The following is a 24,687-nucleotide window of genomic DNA, read 5'->3' on the forward strand; positions in this document are numbered from 1 at the left end:
GTTGGCGGTAATCCGCCATTCATTCGCCATCATCTGGCGGATTTTCGCCAGGCGTGTTGAACGGCAGGCCGTGCTTGCGCAGCTTGTCGTGCAGGGTCTTGCGCGGGATACCGAGGGCCTCGGCGACGCTGCGCAGCGAATTGTGCGGGCGTTCCAGTTCGGCAGCGATCAGCGAGCGCTCGAAGGCCTCGACCTTGGCGCTGAGGTTGTGCGGCTCGTCGGCGGCGTCGGGCAGGACTCCGTCGTCCAGGCTCAGGCCGAGACCCAGGGCGAAGCGCTCGGCGGCGTTCTGCAATTCGCGCACGTTGCCCGGCCAGTCGTAGGCCAGCAGCCGCGCCGACTGGCCGGCGTCCAGTTCGCGTGGCGTCAGGCCATGACGCATGGCGCCGGCTTCGGCGAAATGGCGGAACAGCAGCGGGATGTCTTCGCCGCGCTCGCGCAGCGGTGGAATGCGCAGGCTGGCGACGTTGAGGCGGTAATAGAGGTCGGCGCGGAAGCGGCCCTGGTCGGCGGCCTGGCGCAGGTCTTCCTTGGTTGCCGCGATGATGCGGATATCCAGCGGGATCAACTGGTTGGAGCCGAGCCGCTCGACTACCCGTTCCTGCAGCAGGCGCAACAGCTTGACCTGCACGTCCAGGCTCATGCTCTCGATCTCGTCGAGGAACAGGGTGCCGCCATTGGCGTACTCGAACTTGCCGATGCGGCGCTTCTGCGCGCCGGTGAAGGCGCCGGCCTCGTGACCGAACAGTTCGCTTTCCACCACCGATTCGGCGAGGGCGCCGGCGTTGATCGCGACGAACGGTCCGTCGCGTCGGCTCGACAGGTCATGCAGGGCCCGCGCGACCACCTCCTTGCCGGCGCCGGTTTCGCCAAGGACCAGCACGTCGGCCTGGATCGCCGCCAGCGAGCCGACCTGCTCGCGCAGGCGCTGCATGCCGGCCGAGCGTCCGATCAGGCGCCCATGCAGCTCGTGGCGTTCGGCCAGGGCCAGGCGCAGGGTGCGGTTCTCCAGGACCAGCCGGCGCACCTCCAGGGCGCGGCGCACGCTGTCGAGCAGGGCGTCGCTGGGGAAGGGCTTTTCCAGGAAGTCATAGGCGCCGCCGCGCATGGCCTGGACCGCCAGCGGCACGTCGCCGTGGCCGGTGATCAGGATCACCGGCAGGTCGGCGTCCTGTTCGTGCAATTGGCGGAGCAGTTCCATGCCATCGATGCCGGGCATGCGGATGTCGCTGACCACCACCCCGGGCCAGTCCTTGCACTGCGCGGTATCCAGCTGGCGCGCGTCGTCCAGGGTCGCGACCTTGAGCCCGGCGAGGTCGAGCGTCTGGCGCAGGGCCTGGCGCAGGTGCGGATCGTCGTCGATCAGCAGGACCTGGGTCTGGGCATCGAATGGCGCGAAGGGACTCATGCGCGGGTTTCCTCCTGGGGCATGGCGGCGACGCCGGGAACTCCCGGCAGCAAGTGCAGGCGCACCACGGCGCCGCCTTCGAGATGGTTGCCCATTTCCAGGCGGCCGCCGAGGGCGCGCAATAGGTTATCGCAGATGGCCAGGCCGAGGCCGAGCCCTTTGGCGGTGGTCTTGGTGGTGAAGAAGGGTTCGTGGGCGTGGGCCAGGGCGTCCTCGGAAAACCCCGGGCCGTTGTCGCGCAGAGTCAGGGTCACGCCGTGCTGGTCCTGGCTGGCGATCACCCACAGGCGCCGCGGCGGAGCTTTCTCGGCGAGCGCGTCGAGGGCATTGGTGAGCAGGTTGCCGAGGATCTGCCGCAAGCGGGTCTCGCCGGCCTGGACCCACAGCGGGGCGTCCGGCACGTCGCGCAGCAGTTCGACGTTCATCGCCCGCCGCCGGCTGGCCACCATCGACAGGGCGTCCTCGATCGCCGGCTGCAACTGCACGTTCTCCGGCGCCCGGCGCGCACCGCGGGCATAGGCCTTGAGGTGGGCGATGATCGAGGCCATGCGGGTGGTGAGGTCGCTGATCTGCTCGAGATTGCCGCGGGCGTCCTCGGTGCGCTGGTGGTCGAGCAGCACCCGGGCGTTGTCGGCGTAGCTGCGGATCGCCGCCAGCGGCTGGTTGAGTTCGTGGCTGATGCTCGCCGACATGGTGCCGAGGGCCGTGAGCTTGCCGGCCTGGACCACTTCGTCCTGGGCGCGCATCAGCTCGCGCTGGGCCTGCTCGCGTTCGTGGACTTCCTGCTGCAACTGCGCGTTGGCGTTCTCCAGCTCGCGGGTGCGTTCCAGTACGCGCTCTTCCAACTGGCGCTTGGCCTCGGCCTCGAGAGCGATGCGGTCCAGGTAGTGACGGCGGCTGAGGGTCAGCAGGGTAAGCAGCAGGAGCAGGGCGAGCAGGGTCGCGCCGCCGATCAGCAGGACGCTGCGCACCGGCCGTTCGATGAGGGTGCGGGGGGCGTAGATGCTCACCGTCCAGCCGGTTTCCGGCAGCGTCCGGCTCTGGCTGAGCCAGGCGCTCTGTTGCAGGCGCAGGGGCTTCGGGTCCTGCACCGGGTAGGGGATGTTGGCGTGGATCTCGTCGCGCTCCGCCGCGCTCAGCGGCCGACTGGCATGGAAGCGCCAATCCTCGCGCGAGGAGAGGATCACCACGCCGTAGTTGTCTATCACCAGCAGTTGCTCCGGGGAATTGCCCCAGAGCCGTTCGATGTGTTCGAGATCGACCTTCACCACCAGCACGCCGATGATCCGCGAGCCTTCCTTCACCGCACTGGCGAAGTAGTAGCCGCGCTTGATCGAGGTGGTGCCCAGGCCGAAGAAGCGCGCCAGGCGGCCCTGCATGGCCTCGCGATAATAGGGGCGGAAGGCGAAGTTGCGGTGGACGAAACTGTCCGCCTGGGCCCAGTTGGAGGCGACCTGGGTGGTGCCGTCCGGTTGCAGCAGGTAGATCACGTCGGCGCCGGTGCGTCGGCGGATGTCGGCCAGCGCCTCGTTGGCGATCTTCTGCAGCAACGGGTCGCCAGGTTGTTGCAGGGCCTGGCGCAGCACCGGCAGGCCGCCGAGGATCTGCGGCAGTTCTTCGTAGCGGCGCAGCGTGCCGAGCAGGTTGGCGACGTAGAGGTCGAGCGTCTGGCGGTTCTGCTCGGCCAACTGCTCGCTGTAGTAGCGCTCGGCGAAATATTGCAGGGGCCAGAGCAAGGGCGCGAGAAGCAGGGCGAGGATGACCAGCGAGCGCCAGCGATGGAAATAGGCTTTCAAGACGAACGAACCTGCCGTGGCTGCGAGTATCCGGGGCATCCCGGACGGGATGCCCTAAATTATCACGCCTTGCGCCGAGTCCGGTCGCTCCCTGCCGTTCAGGGGAAGCAGTCGGCGTCGGCGAATGCCTTGCCCTGGCGGTCCTTCTCCGAAAGCAGGGGGGCATCCTGCAGCGGCCAGTCGATCTTCAGCTCGGGATCGTTCCAGACGATGCAGCGTTCGTGTTCCGGCGCCCAGAAGTCGGTGGTCTTGTAGAGGAACTCGGCGTATTCGCTGAGCACCACGAAGCCGTGCGCGAAGCCGGCCGGAATCCACATCTGGCGCTTGTTCTCCGCGCTCAGGCGTTCGCCTACCCACTGGCCGAAGGTCGGCGAGCCGCGACGCAGGTCGACGGCCACGTCGAATACCTCGCCGAGAGTGGCGCGCACCAGTTTTCCCTGGGCTTGCCGGATCTGGTAGTGCAGGCCGCGGAGGACGCCACGGGCGGAACGCGAATGGTTGTCCTGGACGAAGCTGACCGGATGACCGCAGGCCTCCTCGAAGGCGCGCTGGTTGTAGCTTTCGAAGAAGAATCCGCGATCGTCGCCGAACACCCGGGGTTCGAAGAGGATGACGTCGGGGATTGCCAGGCGGGTCGCTTTCATCAGTACACGGTCTCGGTCAGCAGGCGCTTGAGGTATTGGCCGTAGCCGTTCTTGGCCAGCGGCGCGGCGAGTTTTTCCAGTTGCGCGGCGTCGATCCACTTCTGCCGGTAGGCGATCTCTTCCGGGCAGGCCACCTTGAGACCCTGGCGGTTCTCCAGGGTGGCGATGAACTGGCCGGCCTCGAGCAGCGAATCGTGGGTGCCGGTATCCAGCCAGGCGTAGCCGCGGCCCATGATCTCCACGCTGAGCTGGCCGCGCTCCAGATAGGCGCGGTTGACGTCGGTGATCTCCAGCTCGCCGCGCGGCGAAGGCTTCAGGTCCCTGGCGATGTCCACCACCTGCTGGTCGTAGAAATACAGGCCGGTGACCGCGTAGTTCGACTTCGGCTCCAGTGGCTTCTCTTCCAGGCTGATGGCCTTGCCGCCCTGGTCGAACTCGACCACGCCGTAGCGCTCCGGGTCCAGCACGTGGTAGGCGAAGACGCTGGCGCCGGTCTGGCGCTGCGAAGCGCTGCCGAGCAACTCGTGGAAGTCGTGGCCGTAATAGAGGTTGTCGCCCAGGACCAGCGCGCTGAGGTCGTTGCCGATGAACGACTCGCCGATCAGGAAGGCCTGGGCCAGGCCGTCCGGCGACGGTTGCACGGCATATTGCAGGTCCAGGCCCCAGTTCGAACCGTCGCCCAGCAACTGCTGGAAGCGTGGGGTGTCCTGTGGGGTCGAGATGATCAGTATCTCGCGGATGCCCGCCAGCATCAGGGTACTGAGCGGGTAGTAGATCATCGGCTTGTCGTACACCGGCAGCAACTGCTTGGAGATGGCCAGCGTTGCCGGGTGCAGGCGGGTGCCCGAGCCTCCGGCGAGGATGATGCCCTTGCGTTTCATAGTGGTCCCTGCTCGCTCAGTTCCTGGATCATGCGTCCGGCATGGTAGCGCCAGTCTGGCAGTACCAGGCCGAAGACCTGTTGCAGCTTGCGGTTGTCGAGGCGCGAATTGGCCGGACGCTTCGCCGGCACCGGGTAGTCCTCGGTGGCGATCGGCAGGACCCGCTGCGGCGTCGCCTGCAACTCCCAGCCCCGCTCCAGCGCCTGTTCGATGACGAAGCGCGCATAGAGGTGCCAGGACGTCTCGCCGCTGGCGACCAGGTGGTAGGTGCCGCTGGCCCGTGCTGCCAGCTCGGCGTCCCAGCGCAGGCGCTGCAGGGCCTGGGCGGTGACGTCGGCGATCAGCTCGGCGCTGGTCGGCGCGCCGAACTGGTCGGCCACGACCTTGAGTTCGTCGCGTTGCCCGGCCAGGCGCAGCATGGTCTTGGCGAAGTTCCCGCCGCGCGCGGCGTAGACCCAGCTGGTGCGGAAGATCAGGTGGCGGCAGCCGCTGGCGCGGATGGCCTGCTCGCCTTCCAGCTTGGTCTGCCCGTAGACGCTCAGCGGGCCGGTCGGCGCGTCCTCGGCGAAAGGCGCGTTGCCCGCGCCGTCGAACACATAGTCGGTGGAGTAATGCACCAGCCAGGCGCCGCAGCCCGCGGCCTCCTCGGCCAGTACCGCGACGGCGCGGGCATTGATCAGGCGGGCGTTGTCGGCATCGCTCTCGGCCTTGTCCACCGCGGTGTAGGCGCCGGCGTTGACGATGAACTGCGGCCGCTCGGCGCGAACCAGTCGCGCCAGGCCTTCGGGGTCGGCGAGATCGGCGCGCCGGCGGTCGCAGACCAGCAGTTCGCCCAGCGGCGCCAGGGCGCGCTGCAGCTCCCAGCCGACCTGGCCGTTGGCGCCGAGGAGAAGGATCCGGTTCATGCGTACTGCTTACCCACCCACTCGCGGTAGGCACCGCTGGTTACGTTGGCCACCCAGTCCTGGTTGTCCAGGTACCAGCGCACGGTCTTGCGGATACCGGTCTCGAAGGTTTCCGCCGGCTTCCAGCCCAGCTCGCGCTCCAGGCGCGTGGCATCGATGGCGTAGCGGCGATCATGGCCCGGACGATCCTTGACGAAGGTGATCTGCTCGCGATAGCTGCGGCCGTCGGCGCGCGGCTGCTCCTGGTCGAGGATGGCGCAGAGGGTCTCGACCACGTCGAGGTTGGCCTTTTCGTTCCAGCCGCCGACATTGTAGGTCTCGCCCAGTTGCCCGGCTTCGAGGACCCGGCGGATGGCGCTGCAATGGTCCTTGACGTAGAGCCAGTCGCGGATCTGCTGGCCGTCGCCGTAGATCGGCAGCGGCTTGCCGGCCAGGGCGTTGTGGATCACCAGTGGGATGAGCTTTTCCGGGAAGTGGTACGGGCCGTAGTTGTTCGAGCAGTTGGTGGTCAGCACCGGCAGCCCATAGGTGTGGTGATAGGCCCGCACCAGGTGGTCGGAGGCCGCCTTGGACGCCGAGTAGGGACTGTTCGGCTCGTAGCGGTTGTTCTCGGTGAAGGCCGGATCGCTCGGTGCCAGCGAGCCATAGACTTCGTCGGTGGAGACGTGGAGGAAGCGGAATGCCGCCTTCGCTTCCGGCTCCAGCGCGCCCCAGTAGGCGCGCACTTCTTCCAGCAGGCGGAAGGTGCCGACGATGTTAGTCTGGATGAAGTCCTCGGGGCCGTGGATCGAGCGGTCCACATGGGATTCCGCGGCGAAGTTGAGGATCGCCCGCGGCTGGTGCTCGGCGAGCAGGCGGGCTACCAGCTGGCTATCGCCGATATCGCCGGCGACGAAGGTGTGCCGGGCGTCGCCGTCGAGGCTGGCGAGGTTCTGCCGGTTGCCGGCGTAGGTGAGCTTGTCGAGGCTGACCACCGGCTCGTCATGCAGGGCCAGCCAGTCGAGCACGAAATTGGCGCCGATGAAGCCGGCGCTGCCGGTCACGAGAATCGTCATGAGTCATACCTTGTTCAAGCAGTGGTTGTCCGTAGGGCTGCTTCGACACGTCCCGCCAAGGTGTACCAATCGATCGTGAAGACGACGATTAGTACGGGAAAAATGGCGATCCTGCCAACCCCAGATCTGGTAGGTGCATCTGACCCGGCATTCTATTCGAAGTGCCATCACTGGGTAAAAGGAAGCAGGGTAAAACAAAAAGCCCCGCGCGAGGCGGGGCTTTTCGGGGATTCGTGGTGCCGGCACCAGGAGTCGAACCCGGGACCTACTGATTACAAGGCGGTTTCTATGACGTTTCTCCTGGTTTCTCGGTGTTTCTGCGTTTTTCGATAAAGTCTATTTAAAACAGTATGTTGGCGTGATTCGTGTTCCTTGGTGTTTCAGCGTGTTACTTTGAGCACACCGAGAAACATTGACCTAACGTTGACCTGAAAATGGCGAGAGTCCGAGCTGCATTCGTAAACGATCAGATGCTCAAGGGTATGCAGCCGGGCTGCAAGCCGCTTAGTGAAAGTCTCCCAGGGCGTGGCACTGGTGCCATCATGTTCAAGCGTCCTGGTGAGGCCGCGCCGTCTGCTTTCTTCCGCTACTACCTGGACGGTAAGCAGAAGCTCATCAAGATCGGTGACTACCGGCTGACGCATCGGTCCGGCGGTATGACGCTGACGGAGATCCGGGATAAGGCCCAAGCACTTTCGAACCGACTACGCCATGAGCCGGACCTGCGCGCAGCTATGGAGGCAGACGAGGCGCTACGGGAAGCCGAGCGCCGGGAGCGTATACGGCAGTTCGAGGCATTGAAGGCCAAGCAGGCCGAGGAAGCTGCGCGGGGTTCGCTCGGCGACCTTCTGGGTGACTACGTTGGGTCTCGGCGTGGGAAGGTCGGTCAGCGTCAACTTAATGAGTGGAGGAGGGTTATCGATAGCGATATCCCCGCCTCTGTCATTTCGATGAAGTGCAGTGCCGTGACTCCCGCCGTGATTGAGAAGATCCTCACGCCAATCTGGAATCGAGGCGCGCCAAGCCAGGCCGAGAAGGTCCGGGCACTGCTACGAGCGGCATTTCAGTTTGGGTTAACGGCGGAGCACACCATTGGCAGGTCCAGCGGTAAACGCTACGCCTTGACGGTCAATCCCGTTGACGCGGTGAGGGTCAACCACGAGTCGCAGCCGGTAGAGCGAGCACTCACCGATGCAGAGCTGCGGCAGTTCTGGACGACCATCGAAGTAACGGACGGCATCGGTCCGGTAATGGCCTTGCTATTCAAGTTCGTCATTGCCACGGGAGGACAGCGCATCGCCCAGGTCGCCCGGGAACCGTGGTCGAGCTTCGACGTGGAAAAGCGGGTGATGCGTCTAATTGACTCGAAGGGCAGGGGGAGTGTGAAGCGCATTCACCTGGTGCCTTTGAGTGACCAGGCCGTGGGTATCTTGCAGGACGTGTTCGAGATCACGGGCGGGTTCGACTGGCCCTGGACGACTCGCGGCAAAGCCCCATTCGTTGTAACGAGTTTTACCCACGCCATTGCAGACTGGTGCCGTTCTGAGCATGCGATGCTCAACGGAACGAGAGTTCCCCGCTTTACGCCGAGAGATCTGCGCAGAACTTGCACTCAGCTTATGCAGCGGCATGGTGTGCCGGATGAGCAGTCCGATCTGCTGCAAAGCCACGGTCAATCCGGAGTTGTGGGCCGCCACTATCGGAACAGTCCAGAGGCTTACTTGCCAATGAAGGTTCAGGCTATGGAGGCATTTGATAGGGCGTTAAACACGGTAATAGCTGGGCTGGAAAGGCCCTAGATAACTAATTATTTTACTGTCTGACGAATGGTATATTTTTGGCGATGGACGGTCTGTTTGGGAATATTGATCGTATATGTTCCTACATATTCCGAAAATGTTCCTCACGAATCTGCTAATTCGTGACGCAAAAGATAAGAAACGTTCCGCTAGCGTCTGGCCACAATTGCATGGGAAAGAAATGCCTCGCTAATATCTGCGCACTGGCAAACAGGCCGCGCACATACTGAAACCCTATGAAACAAGGGGCTTCGGGCGTGCAAGACACCATGTAACCAATGCATACAGAAAAGAAAAAGCCCCGGTATTGGCGTACCGGGGCTGATCGGAAAAGGACGTTGGCGCGTCCTCTGTATACCGGAACTAGCCAGTACACCATCCGAGGGGCGAAGCTTTTAGAGGGGCTTCTTTGCGGCATATTTGCCGCAGCGGCACTGTATTGCCTGACAGGCACTGATGCAATGACCATCTGTCACGGTATATGCGGTCCGCCTTCTCGGTTTTTCCATTCGTAGTTGGAGAAATCGATCCATGACGCATGCCGTCGCCGTGACCCACTCCAATGGGTTTTCCTGTCCTGGGAACTGGTCCACTGTCCAGCAACTGTGCCGCCTGTATCAGGTCAGTCGTACCACCTGGTGGCGCTGGAGCAAGGCTCCGGGCTTTCCCGCTCCAGTCCGCTTTGGACGTGCAGTGCGCTGGGATGCCGCCGCCGTTGAGGCGTTTCTAACTCAGCGCGAGGTCTGAGTATGAACCTCGCATCTCGGCCATTGCATGGGGTTGCAAAGCGTTTCAATCGGGTCTATCGTCGCTCTGTCGTCGCAAAATCGGCGACCGGGTGTGGAAGCCCGACCAGCAGTAGGCGCAGCAGCGCCCATAACTCCATTGCAGGCGCTTTTTTTGTGTCTGCGGTATCGTGTTATGGCGGCTGTGCGCGGGAGACCTTCGGGTCTGCCGGGTTCCTATTGCCCCGGTCTTCCACACCTGCGTACAGCCGCCGCCCTATTCGTGTGGAAGCGAAAGGCGGTGGCTCCCATCACGCAATAGGAGCTACGCCCATGGAGCGTTTACACGCCCTCAGTCCGTCTTCTCCCCTGCATGCCCATGCCTTGGCCATCCTCGGTGAGGCCGTCATCGTCAATCGTGTCACCGGCACGTCCGCCAGTCGGACCCGTCTGCTTGCCCTGGTCGATATGGCCTATGCCGTGTCGGTAGTGTCTGCCAGTGAGCGCCAAGCAGTGATCGGGGGTGCCAAATGACCAGTCTGACCCCAGCTCAAGTGATCGATAACGCCCGCCAGCGGATCGAAGCCGCGCAATGCCGCGAAGGTTTGGACGTTGCCTGGGACCAAGGGCTTGGTGCGTTGCACACGCTGCTGGCCTTGGGGCGCATCGACTTGTCCACCTGGCGCTGGCATCACGCCGATTTCGACAGCCGCGCAGAGCTTCGTGCGTTCGCCCTGGAGCAAGGGGGTGGGCAATGACCGTACCACGCCGTAAAGCCACCCCGGCCCCGGTCCTGCCCGAGTGGCTCAGCGCGTTGCAAATCTGTGCCAAGTACCAGGTCAGCCGCACCACGCTTTGGCGCTGGGCGAAGTCTCCAGACTTTCCAGCGCCCGTTCGCATGGGGCGCGTGCTGCGTTGGGATGCGGGTCAAGTTGACACCTTCCTGTCCAAAGGGCTGAGTGCCGACGAGTTGTGCGAGCGCTACCAGATCAGCCGGACCACCCTGTGGCGTTGGACGAAGTTGCCGGGCTTCCCTGCGGCTTCCGGTATCGGCCGGATGCTGCGCTGGAACCCGCAGTTGGTGGACGCCTTCCTCTCCAGATCGCGACCATCAGGCACAGAACAGGATACGTCGGCGTAAGCGCCGTATAGCGGGCTGTAGGCACTGCCTGCGGCCTTTCCCCATTCGTTTGGGAATCTATGCGATGAAGAATATTCAAGAGCGCCGTTCGGCGCTGACGGGATCGGCTTGCCCGGAAAAAGCCAACGACACTTCGCACCAGGACCAGAGCGCGAGCCCTGACGGCTACGTCGCGCCGCAGCGCACTTGTCGTCATGTCGGTGACCGCCAGTGCATCCAGGTCGGCGACTTCGGCACAGCGGTAGCCGGTGAGCGTGGTCATGCCATGGTGGGCGAAAGCGGATTCGCCCTAGCCGGTGATCGTGGTACGGCGCGGGCGGGGGACTTCGGCACCGCTATGGTCGGCGAGTTCGGCAAGGCGATTGCCGGTGACTGCGGTATGGCGTCCGCGTGCGATGGCGGCAGTGCTCGGGCCGGTTTCCGGGGCATTGCCAGTGCCGGTTTTCAGGGGGCGGTCGCAGCGGGTGAGTTCGGCGAACTGCGCCTCACCTACTGGGACAGTCCGAGCAAGCGCTACCGCACGGCGGTCGGCTATATCGGCGAGGATGGTTTGCTGGCGGACACCTTCTACACCCTCGACAGTAACCACCAGTTTGTCCCGGCCAGGCCGGACCAGGAGGTGGCCCGATGAGTCGGCTATCGCCTGTCGAACTGATTCGCCACGCGGCGACTGAGGCATTGGCCGCGGCTGAAATGTTGGTGCCTGAGTGGTTGCCCGAAGGCAAGCGGCAGAAGCGCGAATGGGTGGCTCGAAACCCTGTTCGGGGGGACCGCCACGCCGGTTCCTTCGGCGTTTCGCTCGATACCGGGCGCTGGCATGACTTCGCCGACAGCAGCGCCCACGGCGGCGACCTGGTGTCGCTGCTGGCCTATTTGCGCCGATGCGGGCAAATGGATGCTGCTCGCGAGATCGACGAACGCCTGCGCCTGGGGCTATTCCGCCTGGGGGCGCTCGATGCCCAGCAGATCGAACAGCGCCGCCGAGAGGCCGAGCAACGGCGGCAGGAGTTCATGCTGCGCGAGGAACTGAGCCAGCAGGAAACGCAGCAGGAGGCTTGCCGGCAGGCCAGTCAGCTTTGGCGGCTGGGCAGACGACCGGAGCCGCTGCACGCCTACCTCCAGCGAAAGGCCGTCCAGGGCTATGGACTGCGGCAACTGGGTCAGGGCCGCCTGATGGTGCCGGTGGTGCGGGATCGGGCGCTATTCAACCTGCAATTCATCGACCCGGACGGCAGCAAACGCTACCTCTCCGGCGGGCGGGTGCAGGGCTGCTATTCGCCGCTGGGCAAGGTTACGCCGGATTGCCGTTTGTACGTGTGCGAAGGGTGGGCCACCGGGGCAACGATTCACGCTGATACCGGGTGCCCGGTGGTCTGCGCAATGAACGCCGCGAACCTTAAGCCGGTAGCCATGGCGATGCGCGAGCGTTTCGGCGAGCGCGTCGAGCTGGTGATTGCCGGCGATGATGACCGGGCCGTCTTCGGCAATCCGGGCCGTATGGCTGCGACTCAGGCGGCCAGCGCTGCCGGGGCGCTCGTGGTGTTTCCCGAATGGCCGGTGGGCGTCCCGGTCGAGCTTTCGGATTTTAACGACCTGCACCTGTGGCGCATCGGGCAGTGGCAAGAGAGGAAGGCATGAGCAGCCGTAAGAAATCGCCGGACTTGGCGTTGGTCGGGGAACCGAAAACACCCAAGCCCGACAAGCTGGAGCGGCCCTGTTTCGCCGTATATGACGAAGATACCCGTGTGGAGGGAAAAACCTTCCGTGCGGGCACTTGGCTTCACGGCGTCAAGTTCAGCGGGCCGGAGGAAAAGCCGGTGCCGTTCGATCACCGCATCTGTGCGCCGCTGCATGTCGATGCATTGACGCTGAACAGTGAAAACGGCGGCGTCGGTCGCCTACTGCGCTTCGAGTTCCTGGGCAAGTCGATAGAGTGGATCGCACCCATGGACCTGCTCATGGGGAAGGGCGACGATCTGGTCAAGACGTTGTCGCTCATGGGGCTGGAGGTTGAGTATCAGCATCGCCGCCATATCGCGGCCTATCTGGGAGGGCATGAGCGCCCTGAGCGGATCATTCGCACCACGACAAAACCCGGGTGGCATGAGTCCGGGGTTTTTGTTCTTCCTGACCGGGTGATTGGTGCCGGGGACGTGCGATTCCAAAGCTCAGGTCGTGGCGTCAACCTGTTCACCAGCAAAGGCACCCTGAAGGCGTGGCGCAAGGAAGTGGGCAGCTACTGCCAGGGCAACCCGGTATTGATCCTGTCGGTCTGTGCGGCTCTGGCAGGGCCGTTGCTCGCCAAGGTGGGGGTGAACGGGGGCGGCGTGCACCTGGTCGGCGACTCTTCCAGCGGCAAGTCTCTGGCGCAGTTGATCGCGGCGTCAGTGTGGGGGAACCCGGCTACATTCGCCGCGTCCTGGGACATTTCCAAGGGTGGCGTGGAGATCGAGGCTGCATCGCGTAATGACACGGTGCTGATCCTGGACGAAATCAAGCGTGCCGACCCCAAGCGCGTCCAGGAAATGGCCTACTTGATCGCCAACGGTACTGGCCGCTCCACCATGACCCGCGAGCGGGAAAGCCGGGCTCGCCTCGACTGGCGCATCCTGGCGCTCTCCAGTGGCGAACGATCGTTGTCCGAGCATGCGGCCATCAGCGGTAACAGCGCTCATGCCGGCGCAGAACTCCGCCTGGTGGACGTGAACGCCGGTACTCGCCCATTCAGGGCGTTCGACGACGTGCACGGTATGAGCGGCCAGCAGTTTCACCGCTGCCTGAGTGATGCGGTGATGCAGCACTACGGCCACCTCGGCCCCGCCTTCGTGGAAAGCCTGCTGACTGACAAGCATCCCGATGTGTTGCTGGATGCCTTCCGAGAAATGTCGTCCGCCTTCACCGTGGAAAGCTCCCAGGCGGGACGGGTGGCGGATCGCTTCGCGCTTATGGCGCTGGCCGGGGAGCAGGCTATTGCCCGCAAGCTGCTCGATTGGCCAGGCGGGACGGCGCAGCAAGCCTGTCGGCAACTCTTCGGCGAGTGGATTGCCACGATGGGGGATGGCAACGTCGAAGACCGGCAGATCCTGCGCAGCATCGGAGACTTCATCGCCCTGCACGGCGACAGCCGGTTCTCCGATGCCCATTCCGATTACAACAATGCACTGATACGGGATCGGGCGGGCTACTACGAGATTGAGGAAGGGAGGCGCTTGTATCTGTTCAACCGCCCAGCCTTGACCGAGGCGGCACCTGGTTTTGGCTGTGATCGGATCGTACGTGCCCTGGTCAGTGTAGAAGCGCTCGCCAAGGTGGACGTGGAGGCCCACCAGAAGCGTTTCACCAAGAGCTATCGGCGCTTGCCTGGAAAGCGGTTCTACGTGATCGATCCGGACAAGCTGGATGGCACCGCAGACAAGGCATAGCGTGTGGCGCTGGCAGTTGCATGAGGCCGCTAGCGCTTTCCGACCTGGTGCTGTCTTCCAAGCTCAAATTTGCTAGCAGGGGAAAACTGCAATGCTGTTGACCATTCGTGATGTTCCTGAGTACCTGGTGCGCCAGGCCAAGATCGAAACCGGTAAGGGTACTGGCAGTCAGGCGTTCATCGCCGGTATCGAGCTGATGCTTAAACAGCGTGAACGCATTGACGAAATGCAGGAAGAGATTCGGCTGCTGCGGGAGACCCTGGGAGTCTTCCAGGGCGTGCTGGCTGATGCTCATGCGGCCGCCGTCCAGTTGGCAGAGATTGCCGGCCAGAAGGATCTGCTCATTTCAGATGATCCGCTCCGCCCTGGGTATCGTCACCGCTAGCATTTTTCGTCCTCGAGCTGCTGCACCAGGTCGAGAACTGCTAGCAGAAATTCCTGCAGGACGATTCCAGGATCTCGCATTCTGCTAGCAGCAAGTCGAGGCACCAGGTTCCGGTCCAGCACCTGGCCACCCCTTCCCTCAACTGAAGCCCCGGCATAATCCCGTGCTGGGGCTTTTTCTTGCCGCCGATCCTGGAGCCCTTCCGCAAGGCTCGACCTGGACGCGCGCAGTCTGGCGTATAGCAGGAGGAATGCATGTTCTCATGCTGTACTTGGTCAGGGAACGGAGGGAACAGGGGGACGCCCAGCAAACAAGCGGGCTGTAGCAATCCCTTATAGATATGGATATGAGGGAACAAGGGAACACAACTCTGTTTTATAGAGTGAGCCTCTTCCTCTGCCTGTCCCCTTGAAAAAGCGCCGGGAACGCCTCTGGGAACGGGTTTGTCCTCTGAAAGCCGCGTGGCACTAGGGCTGCGTAATTTGGTCCCTTGCTCCCTGGGTTTTCCGAAACTAGGCACACATATACGGGGTTACAGGAAAAAGTGCTTGACAGAAACTTCAGCCCTTGATCCTTCTCGGCGGTTGGGGTATTGGCACACGCCGTCCATTCATCCCCCTCCCTTGGCGAGCAAAGAGGCTGTCCGCTCGCTCAAGAGGTACCGGCAGACGTTCGACGAGGCGGGCGGGCACGGACGCGAGGGCCGTAGGCCCGCTGCAAGCAAGGCATGAGTCCTCTGCCCGCAGGGCAGGCATTCCCCTTCTTGGCTCTTGAAACAACAAAGCCCCGCACGGTCTCCCGGCGGGGCTTTGTTGTTGCCGTTGTGTTTAGGCGCTGCGGTCCGCGACAGTCACGCTTTCCAACTGATCGAACAAGGTACGGCGCTCCTTGCTCGGCATTTCGCGCAGCCGGTCAAACAGCAGCTTGTCCAGTGGGCTGGATGGCCCGAGTAGGGCATGCGAGAAAGTCAGTTGCATGACGAACCGCTGGCCGCAATGTCCGTTAGTGCACTGGCAATACAGCTTCACGAACTGCCGGGAAATCTCTTCACGCGTTGCTATCCGAGCCTTGCTGTCGCACTCGGGGCAATAGATTCGCACTTCTACCTCCTGCTAGAATCGATAAAACACAACATGTAGTGTCGTATTCTACATTCATGTACACATATTGTGTTTTCGCTTGAGGCGTCGAGCGCTTGTGCAATGGCCTGAACGAAAAAGCCCCGAGTAACGGGCCGGGACGAGAATCCGGCACGCACTCAGGGCTTGGATGGCCCCACAAACCCATCGAAAGCGGAGCCGGGCGCAAGTCTAGCAGACCCACACGCAGCATCTCCCCAACCAAGGACCCCATGATGAGCAAATACCTTAGCGCTCGGGCCTCGACCCAGTATTTCCAACTGCAACGCACCGTGGCCGAGGCGTACCACGTTGACGACGCGGCTCGGACCTTCGCCGTCCAACCGACCCACGCCCAGGAACTCAATGACCAGATCACCGAGCGCGTGGACTTCCTGGGTCGCATCAACGTGATTCCGGTCAGCGAGATCAAGGGCGAGAAAGTGATGCTCGGCCTGTCCGGCCCGGCGACCAGCCGCACCGACACCAACGCCAGGGACCGCGAGCCGCGCCACCTGCTGGACCTGAAGAACAACACCTACGAACTCGCGCACACGGAAACCGACGTGGCGCTGTCCTTCGCCACCATCGACGCCTGGGCCAAGTTCCCGGACTTCGTTGACCGCTACCTGACGGCGGTACAGAAACGCATTGCTCTGGACCGTATCCTGGTCGGCTGGTCGGGCACACACGCCGCTGTCCAGACCGACCCGGCGAAATACCCCCAACTCGAAGACGTGAACAAGGGCTGGCTCCAGATCGCCCGCGAGCAGATCCCCGAGCAGGTGCTCAAGTCCGAAGACCCGGCTAAGAAAATCACCCTTGGCCCAGGCGGCGACTACGCCAACCTGGATGCCCTGGTGCATGACGTGAAGCAGATGATCGACCCGGTAATGCGTGATGAAGGCGACCTGGTGGCGATCATCGGTTCCGACCTGCTGGCAGCGGAGAAGAGCACGCTGTACGCCGCTCAGGGCCAGAAGCCGACCGAGAAGGAGCGAATCGAAGAGGTCAAGGTCACTGAGACCTATGGCGGCCTGCCCTCGCTGCTGGTGCCGTTCTTCCCAGTGATGGGCGTCGTCGTTACCAGCCTGGACAACTTGTCGATCTACTACCAGGACAGCAGTTGGCGGCGTCATCTGCTGGAGAACCCCAAGCGCTCCCGCGCTGAGGACTTCAACGGGCGTAACGAAGGCTACGTGATCGAGCAGCTCGGCAAGTTCGCCGCGCTGGAGGGATCGTCGCTGGAACTGGTGCGCTGAGACAGAAACAGGAGACCACCCCATGAGCTTCAAGACCATCGACCGCGGTGAGCTGAATCCCGCGCTGAAAGAGCGCCTGGCGCACTTCGAGATGAACCGTCACGCCTACGCCGACGCCCAGCAGCGCTTCAGCGATATCGCCCAGGAAGACACGCGCCTGGCCGCCGAGGCATCCAAGCTGGAGGCCCAGGCCGAGGCCACCGAACAGGCATGGCGCAAGCGGGCCATTCAGCCGCAAGTGGATCAGACCGAGATCAGCTCGGAGATCGAGCGCGGCGCGGCCCTCAAACGTCAGGCCCAGGCGCTCCGGGCGACTATCGAGGCGCGTAGCGGCCTGACCGCGCCCGTACTGCTCGAAATGGCTGAGTTACGCGCAGAGCTGCACAAGGAGCCAGGCGCGATCAATGCGGCCTACTGGCGGGAGATGCTCGACCAGGTGCTGAGCCAAGACGGCTTGCGTGACGCTCTGCTGCAAGCCTTCACCCTGAGTCGCGATATTTACCTGAGCCAACTGGACAGTCTGGAACCCGTACTGGCGGCCCGTTGCAGCGGTCAGCGGGAGCGGCAGGCGTTCATCGCCCAGGGTATCTGGGAAGCCTTTGCCGATGAGCTGAAGCGGCTATTTGCGGGGACGGAAAACGGCATGGGTTCGCCTATGCTCGCCAGCCTGCCATCGCCTCTGCGCGGCGAATTGCTGGCCGAGACGCCGGGCGAGCTGTACCGGCTCCGGCAGGCGTCCGCCAGTCCGCTCAATGGGCGCACCGCACTACGCTGAGGCCGCTTTCGCCCCACTTGCCCAAGCCGCACGCCTGTGCGGCTTTTTTACGCTCCGCAGAAGGCCATAGGCGCGTTTCGAACGAACAGCAGTGGTCGGGCCTCGGCGTTGAGCGGATCGCCTCGCCTCGCGTCGATCTAGGCGGTTGCTGGGTCTGGAAAGAAACCCGCCAGAAAAAAATTCGACTCGAAAACGCACTTATCCCCCTCCCGCCGACGCGCCCTGTCTCAGAATTTCGTGAGAACCCCGGTGGTAGTGAAACCGTACCGCCAGGGCGCGCCGTTACTGAGCCTTACACAGGAAGGCAGAATTTCATTCTGTGAAAAAAGTTGAAGAAATTGGAAAGAAAACTTCAGCCGCAAAGGCGCAGCCGGACACCACTGAAAACCGCTACAGCCCACGGCTACCAAGGGTCTGAGGTGGATTTTTTTAAACGCACATCCATACGCGGACGCTGTGAAAAAGCGCGAGGCGTGAACAATGGGAAACGGCTGCAAGCCAAGCGGGACACAGGAAGCAGGCCGATCAGCAGTCGTTTGGAAATTTCCAAGCCTTGCGCGGCGGCGACATAGCTACGGCAAGTCGTCTGGAGCCTGCCGAAGGCCCGGAGCAGCGCCAGAGGAGTTTCCGTTACGCATAACGGAAAATAGAGGCCCCCGCTGGGGCGATGCGTACTGAGCTGGTGGGGCGGGCAGGGGAAGCGATTGCCAACCCTGCGCCCCGGGCTGTTCCGGTGCGCTACAGGCGTTGGTATCGGTGTCTATCGCTACGTTGACCTGGACATTGACCAATCGGTGGTCATTTCAGGTTACGTTGACCTAGCAATTTCCGCTAAGTGCTTGATTTACTTGGTGCCGGCACCAGGAGTCGAACCCGGGACCTACTGATTACAAGTCAGTTGCTCTACCAGCTGAGCTATACCGGCGAAGAGGGCGACATTATAGCCAGCCGCCGCCAGGAGTAAACCACTGATTTTCCTGCCCGAATGCCGTTCGTCCTCAGTGCCCGGAGGCGGCCGCGCCGGGCTTGGCGCCGAACGGCGGGCGGGCCAGCCAGATGATCACCAGCAGGGCGAGGAACAGCCAGCCGAGCATGGTGAAGTAGTCGATGGTGGACATCATGTAGGCCTGGCTCTGCACCATCCGGTCGAGCAGCGCCGCGTTCGCCTGGGTGTTGCCGCCGAGCTGGGCGAGGGTTTCGTGGGTGGCCGGGTCGTAGAGGCTGATGTTTTCGCTGAGGTAGGCGTGGTGTTGCGTGGCGCGGCGGTTCCAGATCCAGGTGGTCAGCGAGGCGGCGAAGCTGCCGCCGAGGGTGCGCAGGAAGGTGGCCAGGCCGGAGCCGTCGGCGATCTGGTCGGGGGGCAGGTCGGAGAGCAGGATGCTCAGGATCGGCATGAAGAAGAACGCCACGCCGAGCCCCATGATCAACTGCACGATGGCGATGTGCTGGTAGTCGACCTCGGTGGTGAAGTTGGCGCGCATGAAGCAGGTGATGGCCATCGCCAGGAACGACAGGCCGGCGAGCATGCGCAGGTCGAAATGGTTGGCGTAGCGGCCGACCAGCGGCGAGAGGAACACCGGGAGGATGCCGATTGGCGCGGCGGCCAGCCCGGCCCAGGTGGCGGTGTAGCCCATCTGGGTCTGTAGCCATTGCGGGAGCAGCAGGTTGATGCCGAAGAACGCGGCATAGCCCAGCACCAGCGCCAGGGTGCCGGCGGCGAAGTTGCGGTGGGCGAACAGGCGCAGGTTGACGATCGGATGGCGGTCGGTGAATTCCCAGATGATGAAGAAGGCCAGGGCGATCGCCGCGATCAGCGCGCCGCCGACGATGAAGTTCGACTCGAACCAGTCCAGGTCGTTGCCCTTGTCGAGGACGATCTGCAGGGCGCCGACGCCGATCACCAGGGCGATCAGGCCGACGTAGTCCATCGGCGCCTTCTTGATCACCACCGGGCGTGCCTTCAGTTGCTGGTAGACGACGAAGGCGGCGAACAGGCCGACCGGCACGTTGATGAAGAAGATCCACGGCCAGCTGTAGTCGTCGGTGATCCAGCCGCCGAGGATCGGCCCGGCGATCGGCGCCACCACCGTGACCATCGCCAGCAGGGCCAGGGCCATGCCGCGCTTCGCCGGTGGGTAGATGGAGATCAGCAGGGTCTGGGTGATCGGATACAGCGGCCCGGCGACGAAGCCCTGCAAGGCGCGGAAGCCGACCAGAGAAGGCATCGACTGGGCGATGCCGCAGAGGAACGAGGCGAGTACGAACAGCAGCGCGGCGGCGATGAACAGGCGCACCTCGCCGACCCGCCGGGCCAGCCAGCCGGTCAGCGGCAGGGCGATGGCGTTGCTCACGGCGAACGAGGTGATCACCCAGGTGCCCTGTTCCGAACTCACCCCGAGGTTACCGGAGATGGTCGGCAGGGCGACGTTGGCGATGGTGGTGTCGAGCACCTGCATGAAAGTCGCCAGGGACAGGCCGATGGTCGCCATCACCAGGCTGGGCGGGGAGAAGCTGCTGCTTTCGCTCATGCTGGCGGGCTCAACGCTGGGCGGTCTTGCCGTGGTCTTCGGCGAGGTTGGCTTCGATCAGGCGTTCGATCAGCTTGTCGGCCGAGGCCAGTTGCTGCTGGTAGACATCGGTGGAGAACAGCGCTTCGCGCGGTGGCTGCTGGGCCAGGGCCGGGCCGCTCTGGTCGTGCAGGTCGACCTTGACGTCCATCGACAGGCCGATGCGCAGCGGATGCTTCTGCAATTCTTGCGGATCGATATGGATGCGCACCGGCACCCGCTGGACGATCTTGATCCAGTTGCCGGTGGCGTTCTGCGCCGGCAGCAGGGAGAACGCGCTGCCGGTTCCCACGCCGAGGCTGTCGACGGTGCCGCTGTAGCGCACGTCGCTGCCGTAGAGGTCGGAGCGGATCTCCACCGGCTGGCCGATACGCATGTGCTTGAGCTGGGTTTCCTTGAAGTTGGCGTCGATCCAGATCTGGTCCAGCGGGACCACGGCCATCAGCGCAGTGCCCGGTTGCACGCGCTGGCCGACCTGTACGCTGCGCTTGGCGACGTAGCCGGTGACCGGCGCGACGATGGTCGAGCGGGCGTCGTCCAGGTAGGCCTGGCGCAGTTGCGCGGCGGCGGCCTTGACGTCCGGATGGGAGGTGATCTGGGTGTCGTCGACCAGCGCGCGATTGGTGTTCAACTGCTGTTCCGAGCTGGTCAGCGAGGCTTTCGCGCTGTCCAGGGCGTCGCGGGCGTGGGCCAGTTCCTCCTGGGAAATGGCGCCGTCGTCGGCGAGGTTCTTGCGCCGCTTGTAGTCGGCCTCGGCCTTGGCCAGCGCGACCTTGCGGGTGGCGACCTCGGCGCGATAGCCGTCGACGTTGCTGAACAGCCCGCGCACCTGGCGTACGGTGTGGGCCAGGTTGGCCTCGGCGCGTTGGAGGGCGATGTCGGCGTCGCTGGGATCGAACCTGACCAGTTCCTGGCCCTTGCGCACCAGGTCGCCGTCGTCGGCGCCGATGCTGACCACGGTGCCGACGATCTGCGGGGTGATCTGTACCACGTTGCCGTTGATGTAGGCGTCGTCGGTGTCCTCGTGCCAGCGGCCGTAGAAGAACTCCCAGGCCACGCTGGCCAGGGTGGCGAGGACGATCACGGCGAGCAGGATCAGCAACCAGCGCTTGCGCTTCGGGTTGCCGGCGGGGGTTTCGCTGTTGGCGGTAGTCATGGTGGGTGCCTCGTTCATTCTGCCGGCGCTTTCGCGGTAGCGAGCGCAGCGGAGCGGGAATCGGGTTGGAAACCGCCGCCCAGGGCCTGGACCAGCTGGACGGAAAGATCGATCTGCTGGCTCTCCAGGCTGGCCAGCTGGCGTTCGGTGACCAGCAGTTGCTGTTGCACGCTGAGGGCGTCGAGGTAGCTGCCGACGCCTTCGCCGTAGCGACGCATGGCCAGGTCGAAGTTGGACCTGGCGATATCGCGGGCCTGGCGCTGGTCGACCACCTGCTGCGCCAGCGAGCGCAACTTGCCGAGGTCGTCGCTGACCTCGCCGAGGGCCTGGACCAGCGTCTTGTTGTACTGGCCGACGGCCAGGTCGTAGTCGGCGTCGCGTTCGGCCAGGTTGGCGCGGCGGCGGCCACCGTCGAAGATCGGCAGGGAGATCGCCGGCGCCACCTGGAAGAAGCGGCTCGGCGCCTGCAACACGTCGCTGGTGTGCAGGGCGGCGAGGCCGGCCATCGCGCCGAGATTGAGGTTGGGATAGAACTCGGTCTTCGCCGAGTCGATGTTGCGGCGCGCCGCCTCGACCCGCCAGCGCGCGGCAACGATGTCGGCGCGGCGGCCGAGCAGTTCCGCCGGGAGCACCGAGGGCAGGCTCAGGCTGGCCGGGTTCAGCGGTTGCGGGCGCTGCAGTTCGAGACCGCGATCGGGCCCCTTGCCCAGCAGCACGGCGAGAGCAATGCGGGCGCTGGCGATGTCCTGCTCGGCGGCGCTGAGCTGCTGGCGGGCGGTAGCCAGCTGGGTCTGCGTCTGTTGCAGCTGGACCTTGCTGTCGAGCCCGGCGCTCATGCGCTTCTGGCTCAGCTCGGTCATGCGCTGCGAGCGCTTCAGTTCTTCCTCGGCGAGATCGCGCACGGTAAAGGCGTGGGCGAGGTCGCTGTAGGCGCGGGCGATGCTTGCCGAGAGGCCGATGCGCGCGGCCTGGCTGTCGATCCGCGCGGCATTGGCCTGGCCGAGGGCGGCTTCCCAGGCGGCGCGCTCGCCGCCCCAGAGGTCGAAGTCGTAGTTGAAGCCGAGCGACAAGTACTTGATCGCCGAATAGCGGCCGCCGAGCGGTGCCGGGGCCACGCTGGTCGGCGCGCGGATGCCGGAGTAGCTGGCCTTGGCGTCCAGCGTCGGCTGGCGCGCGGCATCTTGCGCCTGGGCCGTTGCCGCCGCCTGGCGCGCACGCGCCTCGGCGATCTGCAGGTCGGGGGTGCCTTGCAGGGCTTCGCCGATCAGTTGGTCGAGCTGCCGGTCGCCGAGCCCGGTCCACCAGTCCTGGCGCGGCCAGGCCGCTGGCGAAAGGGCTACGCCTTCCAGGCTCCTCCCCGCCTGGAGGGCGCCTGCCGGTTGCAGGCGGGCGTTCGGTTCCAGGCCTTCGGAAGTGACGCAGCCGGCGGCCAGCAGTATCGCCGAGGCCAGCGCCAATCGCTGCGGCCAGAGATGGAGAGGAGGGAACGGCATGGATCAGGACTCCTGCAGGCTGGCCCGCGGGCAGCCGGCGTGTAGCAGAACCTTGGTCAGCAGATGGGTCAGCGTCTGCAATTCTTCCGTGCTCAGGCAGGCGACCAGCTCGTTCATCGCCGCCGAGGCGATCAGCGGAAGCTGCTCCTGGACCTTCCGTCCCGCTTCGCTGAGATCCAGGCGCAGGCAACGGCGGTCTTCGGGACAGCGACCACGCAGCAGCAGCCCTTTTTTCTCCAGGCGCGCCAGCATGCGAGTCATCGAGCCGCTGTCCACCGACAGCTCGCGACACAGTTCGACCGGACTGTTGGCACGGTTGAGACCGACGAAGATCAGCACCTTGAACTGGGCGGCGGTTATGTCCAGCGCGGCGAGGTGCTTCTCGAGGATGCGGTCCTTGGTCGCGGCACTGACGCCGATGAGCTGGCCAATGGAGCCCTTGAAGGGAAAGTCGGAGGCGCTGTAGTGACCCATGGTGGAGGGGATCGCTGTCTAGGCAGGGAAAGTGTTTCAAAATAATACTGCCTAGGCAGCGATTAACAAGAGGTCAACCGTTGCAATAAAAGAACAATCCGTTCCTTCGAACGTCATACGATGCCGTTTTGCAACTATTGCCGGTGCCGAAGTCCACTTTCGGATTAACCGGAAAGCCAGGCTTATGCACAAGCGGGCAAGGGATAGGAAGGAAACGCTCTAAGAGTCGCTGCGGTTATTTCGGTTGTTATCAAGATATTGTTTTATATGGATTTTATTTTTTCTGTTCATTTTTTGAGCAGCATTGCCCGCCCCTGGATACGGGCCCCTCGGCAGATGTTTCCCAGAACTTGTCACCAGACTTATCCACAGGTTGTGTGGGCAACCATCCGGAACACCCGTATCAGCTGCGCTCCGCAAGGATCAGCAGGTTTCGCGGAGACAGGGAGGTCGGACAGAACTCGCCCAGGCGGACGCTATAGCCCTGTTCGACCAGATACAGGCAGCGGTCCAGCAGCAGCCAGAGTTCCAGCGGGCGGCGGAACAGGGCGCGCACCAGTTCCAGGTTGCGAACCATCGCCAGGCGCTTCCAGCCGGCCGCTTCCAGCGCCTGCCAGTCGCGCGCGGCCGGTTCGGGAAGTCCCTTGAGGGCGGCGAGTTCGCGACAGTAGTCGGCGTATGGACGTTCCAGCCAGGCCACCGGAAGGGAAGGCACGCTGAGGTACTGGTCGATTCCGCGTAGCTCGCGCTGCAGCAGGTCGAAACCCAGGCGCCGGGCCATCGACTGGTCGCGCTGGCGACGGACCCGTTGGCTGGCGGTGACTGTCTCGCTCAGGGGTAGGCGCAGGTCGTCAAGCGATAGCGCGAGCAGCGATCGGCCTGCTGCTTGCGAGAGTGGCTGGTAGAAAGGCCCCGGAATGCGGTTGTAGCAGCATGGCGCCACCGCCAGTTGGCGACAGCCGGCCTGGCTGGCCAGGCGCAGCAGGCGCAGGTGCAGTTCGCCGCAAGCGTGCAGGGCCACTGGCGTATGCCCGGGAAGCAGGCGCTCGGCGCAGTCCACGGCCAGCACATCCTGGCGGAGGTGGTGGGCGGAGAGCCCCAGGCGGTCGCTCAGGCGCTGTCCGTCGGCGACCAGCGCGGGATCGTGTTCGAGGCAGGTCAGCGGTTGCCCCGCATGGGCCAGCAGGCGGCCCAGATGGCCCTTGCCGGAGCACCAGTCGAGCCAGTGGACGACCGGCCGGGCGAACTGCAGGCGCCCGGCGAACAGGCCGATCTGCTGCCACTTGCGTCCCGGTACGTCGACATTGAAGCGGTTCGGTGCCTGCGGGCGTTCCGCCAATGGCAGTTCGCCGACCGCGCCCAGCGCCGCGGCTTGGGCGGCGAGCTGCGGATAAGGCGCGGGCGCGGCCAGGCGGGTGGGCTGGTTGTGCTCCGCGTCGGCCTGTTCGAGGCTGCGCCCGCGCAGCCAGGACGCCAGCTCGGTGTGTTCGGCTTCCCACGCCAGGGTCGGTTCGCTGAACGGGCGGGGTCGCCAGAGCCGCTGGTGTTCGAGGAGGAACGCGTCCAGCGCGAGGAAGCGCTGCGACAGGGCGTCGCCAGTGAGGAACGGGAAGGTTTCGGACACGATGCGAGCGGCAGCGGGAAAACGGGGCGGCGATTATAGCCGCCCCGCAGGCATCGG

23 protein-coding genes and 1 tRNA gene are annotated in these 24,687 nt (G+C 64.1%); 11 read left to right on the plus strand and 13 right to left on the minus strand.

Features of this window, described 5'->3' with window-relative positions:
* Nucleotides 1-19 precede the first annotated feature (19 nt).
* Genes dctD through rfbB form a run of 6 tightly spaced genes read right to left on the minus strand, consistent with a single transcriptional unit; the run spans nucleotide 20 to nucleotide 6,689 of the window.
* Nucleotides 20-1,408 (minus strand): two-component system response regulator DctD, encoded by a 1,389-nt coding sequence (gene dctD / locus JHD77_RS08000; protein WP_003096187.1) that lies wholly within the window; start codon nucleotides 1,406-1,408, stop codon nucleotides 20-22.
* Nucleotides 1,405-3,243 carry a two-component system sensor histidine kinase DctB gene (gene dctB / locus JHD77_RS08005; protein WP_003123664.1) on the minus strand — a complete coding sequence of 613 codons (1,839 nt, stop codon included), beginning with the start codon at nucleotides 3,241-3,243 and terminating at the stop codon, nucleotides 1,405-1,407. The genes dctD and dctB overlap by 4 nt, the downstream gene beginning before the upstream one ends.
* 59 nt (nucleotides 3,244-3,302) lie before the next feature.
* Nucleotides 3,303-3,848, minus strand: coding sequence for a dTDP-4-dehydrorhamnose 3,5-epimerase (gene rfbC, locus JHD77_RS08010; protein WP_003096184.1), 546 nt, complete (start codon nucleotides 3,846-3,848; stop codon nucleotides 3,303-3,305).
* A complete protein-coding gene (rfbA, locus tag JHD77_RS08015) occupies nucleotides 3,848-4,729 on the minus strand; it encodes a glucose-1-phosphate thymidylyltransferase RfbA (protein ID WP_003105518.1) in 882 nt (293 codons plus the stop codon). The genes rfbC and rfbA overlap by 1 nt, the downstream gene beginning before the upstream one ends.
* Nucleotides 4,726-5,634 (minus strand): dTDP-4-dehydrorhamnose reductase, encoded by a 909-nt coding sequence (gene rfbD / locus JHD77_RS08020; RefSeq protein WP_023087898.1) that lies wholly within the window; start codon nucleotides 5,632-5,634, stop codon nucleotides 4,726-4,728. The genes rfbA and rfbD overlap by 4 nt, the downstream gene beginning before the upstream one ends.
* Nucleotides 5,631-6,689: a dTDP-glucose 4,6-dehydratase gene (gene rfbB / locus JHD77_RS08025; protein ID WP_003096179.1), complete on the minus strand. Its 1,059-nt coding sequence runs from the start codon at nucleotides 6,687-6,689 to the stop codon at nucleotides 5,631-5,633. Before rfbB ends, rfbD begins: the two co-directional genes overlap by 4 nt.
* A 542-nt stretch (nucleotides 6,690-7,231) precedes the next feature.
* On the opposite strand from rfbB, the gene JHD77_RS08030 reads away from it, so the two are divergent.
* The 9 genes from JHD77_RS08030 to JHD77_RS08070 all read left to right on the plus strand — a co-directional run bounded on the left by JHD77_RS08030 (nucleotide 7,232) and on the right by JHD77_RS08070 (nucleotide 14,161).
* Entirely contained in the window at nucleotides 7,232-8,488 is a 1,257-nt protein-coding gene (locus tag JHD77_RS08030; RefSeq protein WP_223697225.1) for a tyrosine-type recombinase/integrase, read from the plus strand.
* Nucleotides 8,489-9,019: 531 nt separating this feature from the next.
* Nucleotides 9,020-9,235: a helix-turn-helix transcriptional regulator gene (locus tag JHD77_RS08035; protein ID WP_071534834.1), complete on the plus strand. Its 216-nt coding sequence runs from the start codon at nucleotides 9,020-9,022 to the stop codon at nucleotides 9,233-9,235.
* 311 nt (nucleotides 9,236-9,546) lie between these two features.
* The gene (locus tag JHD77_RS08040) at nucleotides 9,547-9,747 is read left to right on the plus strand and encodes a hypothetical protein (protein ID WP_033936503.1); all 201 of its coding nucleotides are present in this window, start codon (nucleotides 9,547-9,549) and stop codon (nucleotides 9,745-9,747) included.
* Nucleotides 9,744-9,971, plus strand: a complete 228-nt coding sequence (locus tag JHD77_RS08045; RefSeq protein ID WP_033936501.1) for a hypothetical protein — start codon at nucleotides 9,744-9,746, stop codon at nucleotides 9,969-9,971. The genes JHD77_RS08040 and JHD77_RS08045 overlap by 4 nt, the downstream gene beginning before the upstream one ends.
* Nucleotides 9,968-10,354 carry a helix-turn-helix transcriptional regulator gene (locus JHD77_RS32315; RefSeq protein ID WP_033936500.1) on the plus strand — a complete coding sequence of 129 codons (387 nt, stop codon included), beginning with the start codon at nucleotides 9,968-9,970 and terminating at the stop codon, nucleotides 10,352-10,354. The genes JHD77_RS08045 and JHD77_RS32315 overlap by 4 nt, the downstream gene beginning before the upstream one ends.
* Before the next feature lie 64 nt (nucleotides 10,355-10,418).
* A complete protein-coding gene (locus JHD77_RS08055; RefSeq protein ID WP_033936499.1) occupies nucleotides 10,419-10,985 on the plus strand; it encodes a hypothetical protein in 567 nt (188 codons plus the stop codon).
* Nucleotides 10,982-11,992, plus strand: a complete 1,011-nt coding sequence (locus JHD77_RS08060) for a toprim domain-containing protein (protein WP_033936497.1) — start codon at nucleotides 10,982-10,984, stop codon at nucleotides 11,990-11,992. The genes JHD77_RS08055 and JHD77_RS08060 overlap by 4 nt, the downstream gene beginning before the upstream one ends.
* Entirely contained in the window at nucleotides 11,989-13,776 is a 1,788-nt protein-coding gene (locus JHD77_RS08065; RefSeq protein WP_033956370.1) for a DUF927 domain-containing protein, read from the plus strand. Before JHD77_RS08060 ends, JHD77_RS08065 begins: the two co-directional genes overlap by 4 nt.
* A 91-nt stretch (nucleotides 13,777-13,867) precedes the next feature.
* A complete protein-coding gene (locus JHD77_RS08070) occupies nucleotides 13,868-14,161 on the plus strand; it encodes a hypothetical protein (RefSeq protein WP_033956367.1) in 294 nt (97 codons plus the stop codon).
* Nucleotides 14,162-14,988: 827 nt separating this feature from the next.
* On the opposite strand, the gene JHD77_RS08075 is transcribed toward JHD77_RS08070, so the two are convergent.
* Nucleotides 14,989-15,261, minus strand: a complete 273-nt coding sequence (locus JHD77_RS08075; protein WP_015649798.1) for an ogr/Delta-like zinc finger family protein — start codon at nucleotides 15,259-15,261, stop codon at nucleotides 14,989-14,991.
* A gap of 254 nt (nucleotides 15,262-15,515) precedes the next feature.
* Here JHD77_RS08075 and JHD77_RS08080 point away from each other — a divergent pair, with 254 nt between their 5' ends.
* Nucleotides 15,516-16,541, plus strand: coding sequence for a phage major capsid protein, P2 family (locus JHD77_RS08080; RefSeq protein ID WP_015649797.1), 1,026 nt, complete (start codon nucleotides 15,516-15,518; stop codon nucleotides 16,539-16,541).
* A 22-nt stretch (nucleotides 16,542-16,563) separates the two neighbouring features.
* Nucleotides 16,564-17,316 (plus strand): hypothetical protein, encoded by a 753-nt coding sequence (locus tag JHD77_RS08085; RefSeq protein ID WP_033956354.1) that lies wholly within the window; start codon nucleotides 16,564-16,566, stop codon nucleotides 17,314-17,316.
* Nucleotides 17,317-18,165: 849 nt separating this feature from the next.
* On the opposite strand, the gene JHD77_RS08090 is transcribed toward JHD77_RS08085, so the two are convergent.
* The 6 genes from JHD77_RS08090 to JHD77_RS08115 form a co-directional block, all read right to left on the minus strand.
* Nucleotides 18,166-18,241: transfer RNA gene (locus JHD77_RS08090), tRNA-Thr, on the minus strand.
* Nucleotides 18,242-18,314: 73 nt separating this feature from the next.
* Nucleotides 18,315-19,844 (minus strand): DHA2 family efflux MFS transporter permease subunit, encoded by a 1,530-nt coding sequence (locus JHD77_RS08095; RefSeq protein ID WP_003096173.1) that lies wholly within the window; start codon nucleotides 19,842-19,844, stop codon nucleotides 18,315-18,317.
* A 10-nt stretch (nucleotides 19,845-19,854) separates the two neighbouring features.
* Nucleotides 19,855-21,039, minus strand: a complete 1,185-nt coding sequence (locus tag JHD77_RS08100) for an HlyD family secretion protein (RefSeq protein WP_003105511.1) — start codon at nucleotides 21,037-21,039, stop codon at nucleotides 19,855-19,857.
* A gap of 14 nt (nucleotides 21,040-21,053) precedes the next feature.
* Nucleotides 21,054-22,532 (minus strand): efflux transporter outer membrane subunit, encoded by a 1,479-nt coding sequence (locus JHD77_RS08105; protein ID WP_031755732.1) that lies wholly within the window; start codon nucleotides 22,530-22,532, stop codon nucleotides 21,054-21,056.
* Nucleotides 22,533-22,535: 3 nt separating this feature from the next.
* Complete coding sequence (locus JHD77_RS08110) at nucleotides 22,536-23,006, minus strand: MarR family winged helix-turn-helix transcriptional regulator (protein WP_003110596.1); 471 nt, start codon at nucleotides 23,004-23,006, stop codon at nucleotides 22,536-22,538.
* Between the two features lie 403 nt (nucleotides 23,007-23,409).
* Entirely contained in the window at nucleotides 23,410-24,630 is a 1,221-nt protein-coding gene (locus JHD77_RS08115) for a methyltransferase (RefSeq protein ID WP_031755731.1), read from the minus strand.
* Nucleotides 24,631-24,687 lie beyond the last annotated feature (57 nt).

Origin of the sequence: Pseudomonas sp. P20 (genome assembly GCF_016463925.1) — a bacterium.
GTDB lineage: Bacteria > Pseudomonadota > Gammaproteobacteria > Pseudomonadales > Pseudomonadaceae > Pseudomonas > Pseudomonas aeruginosa.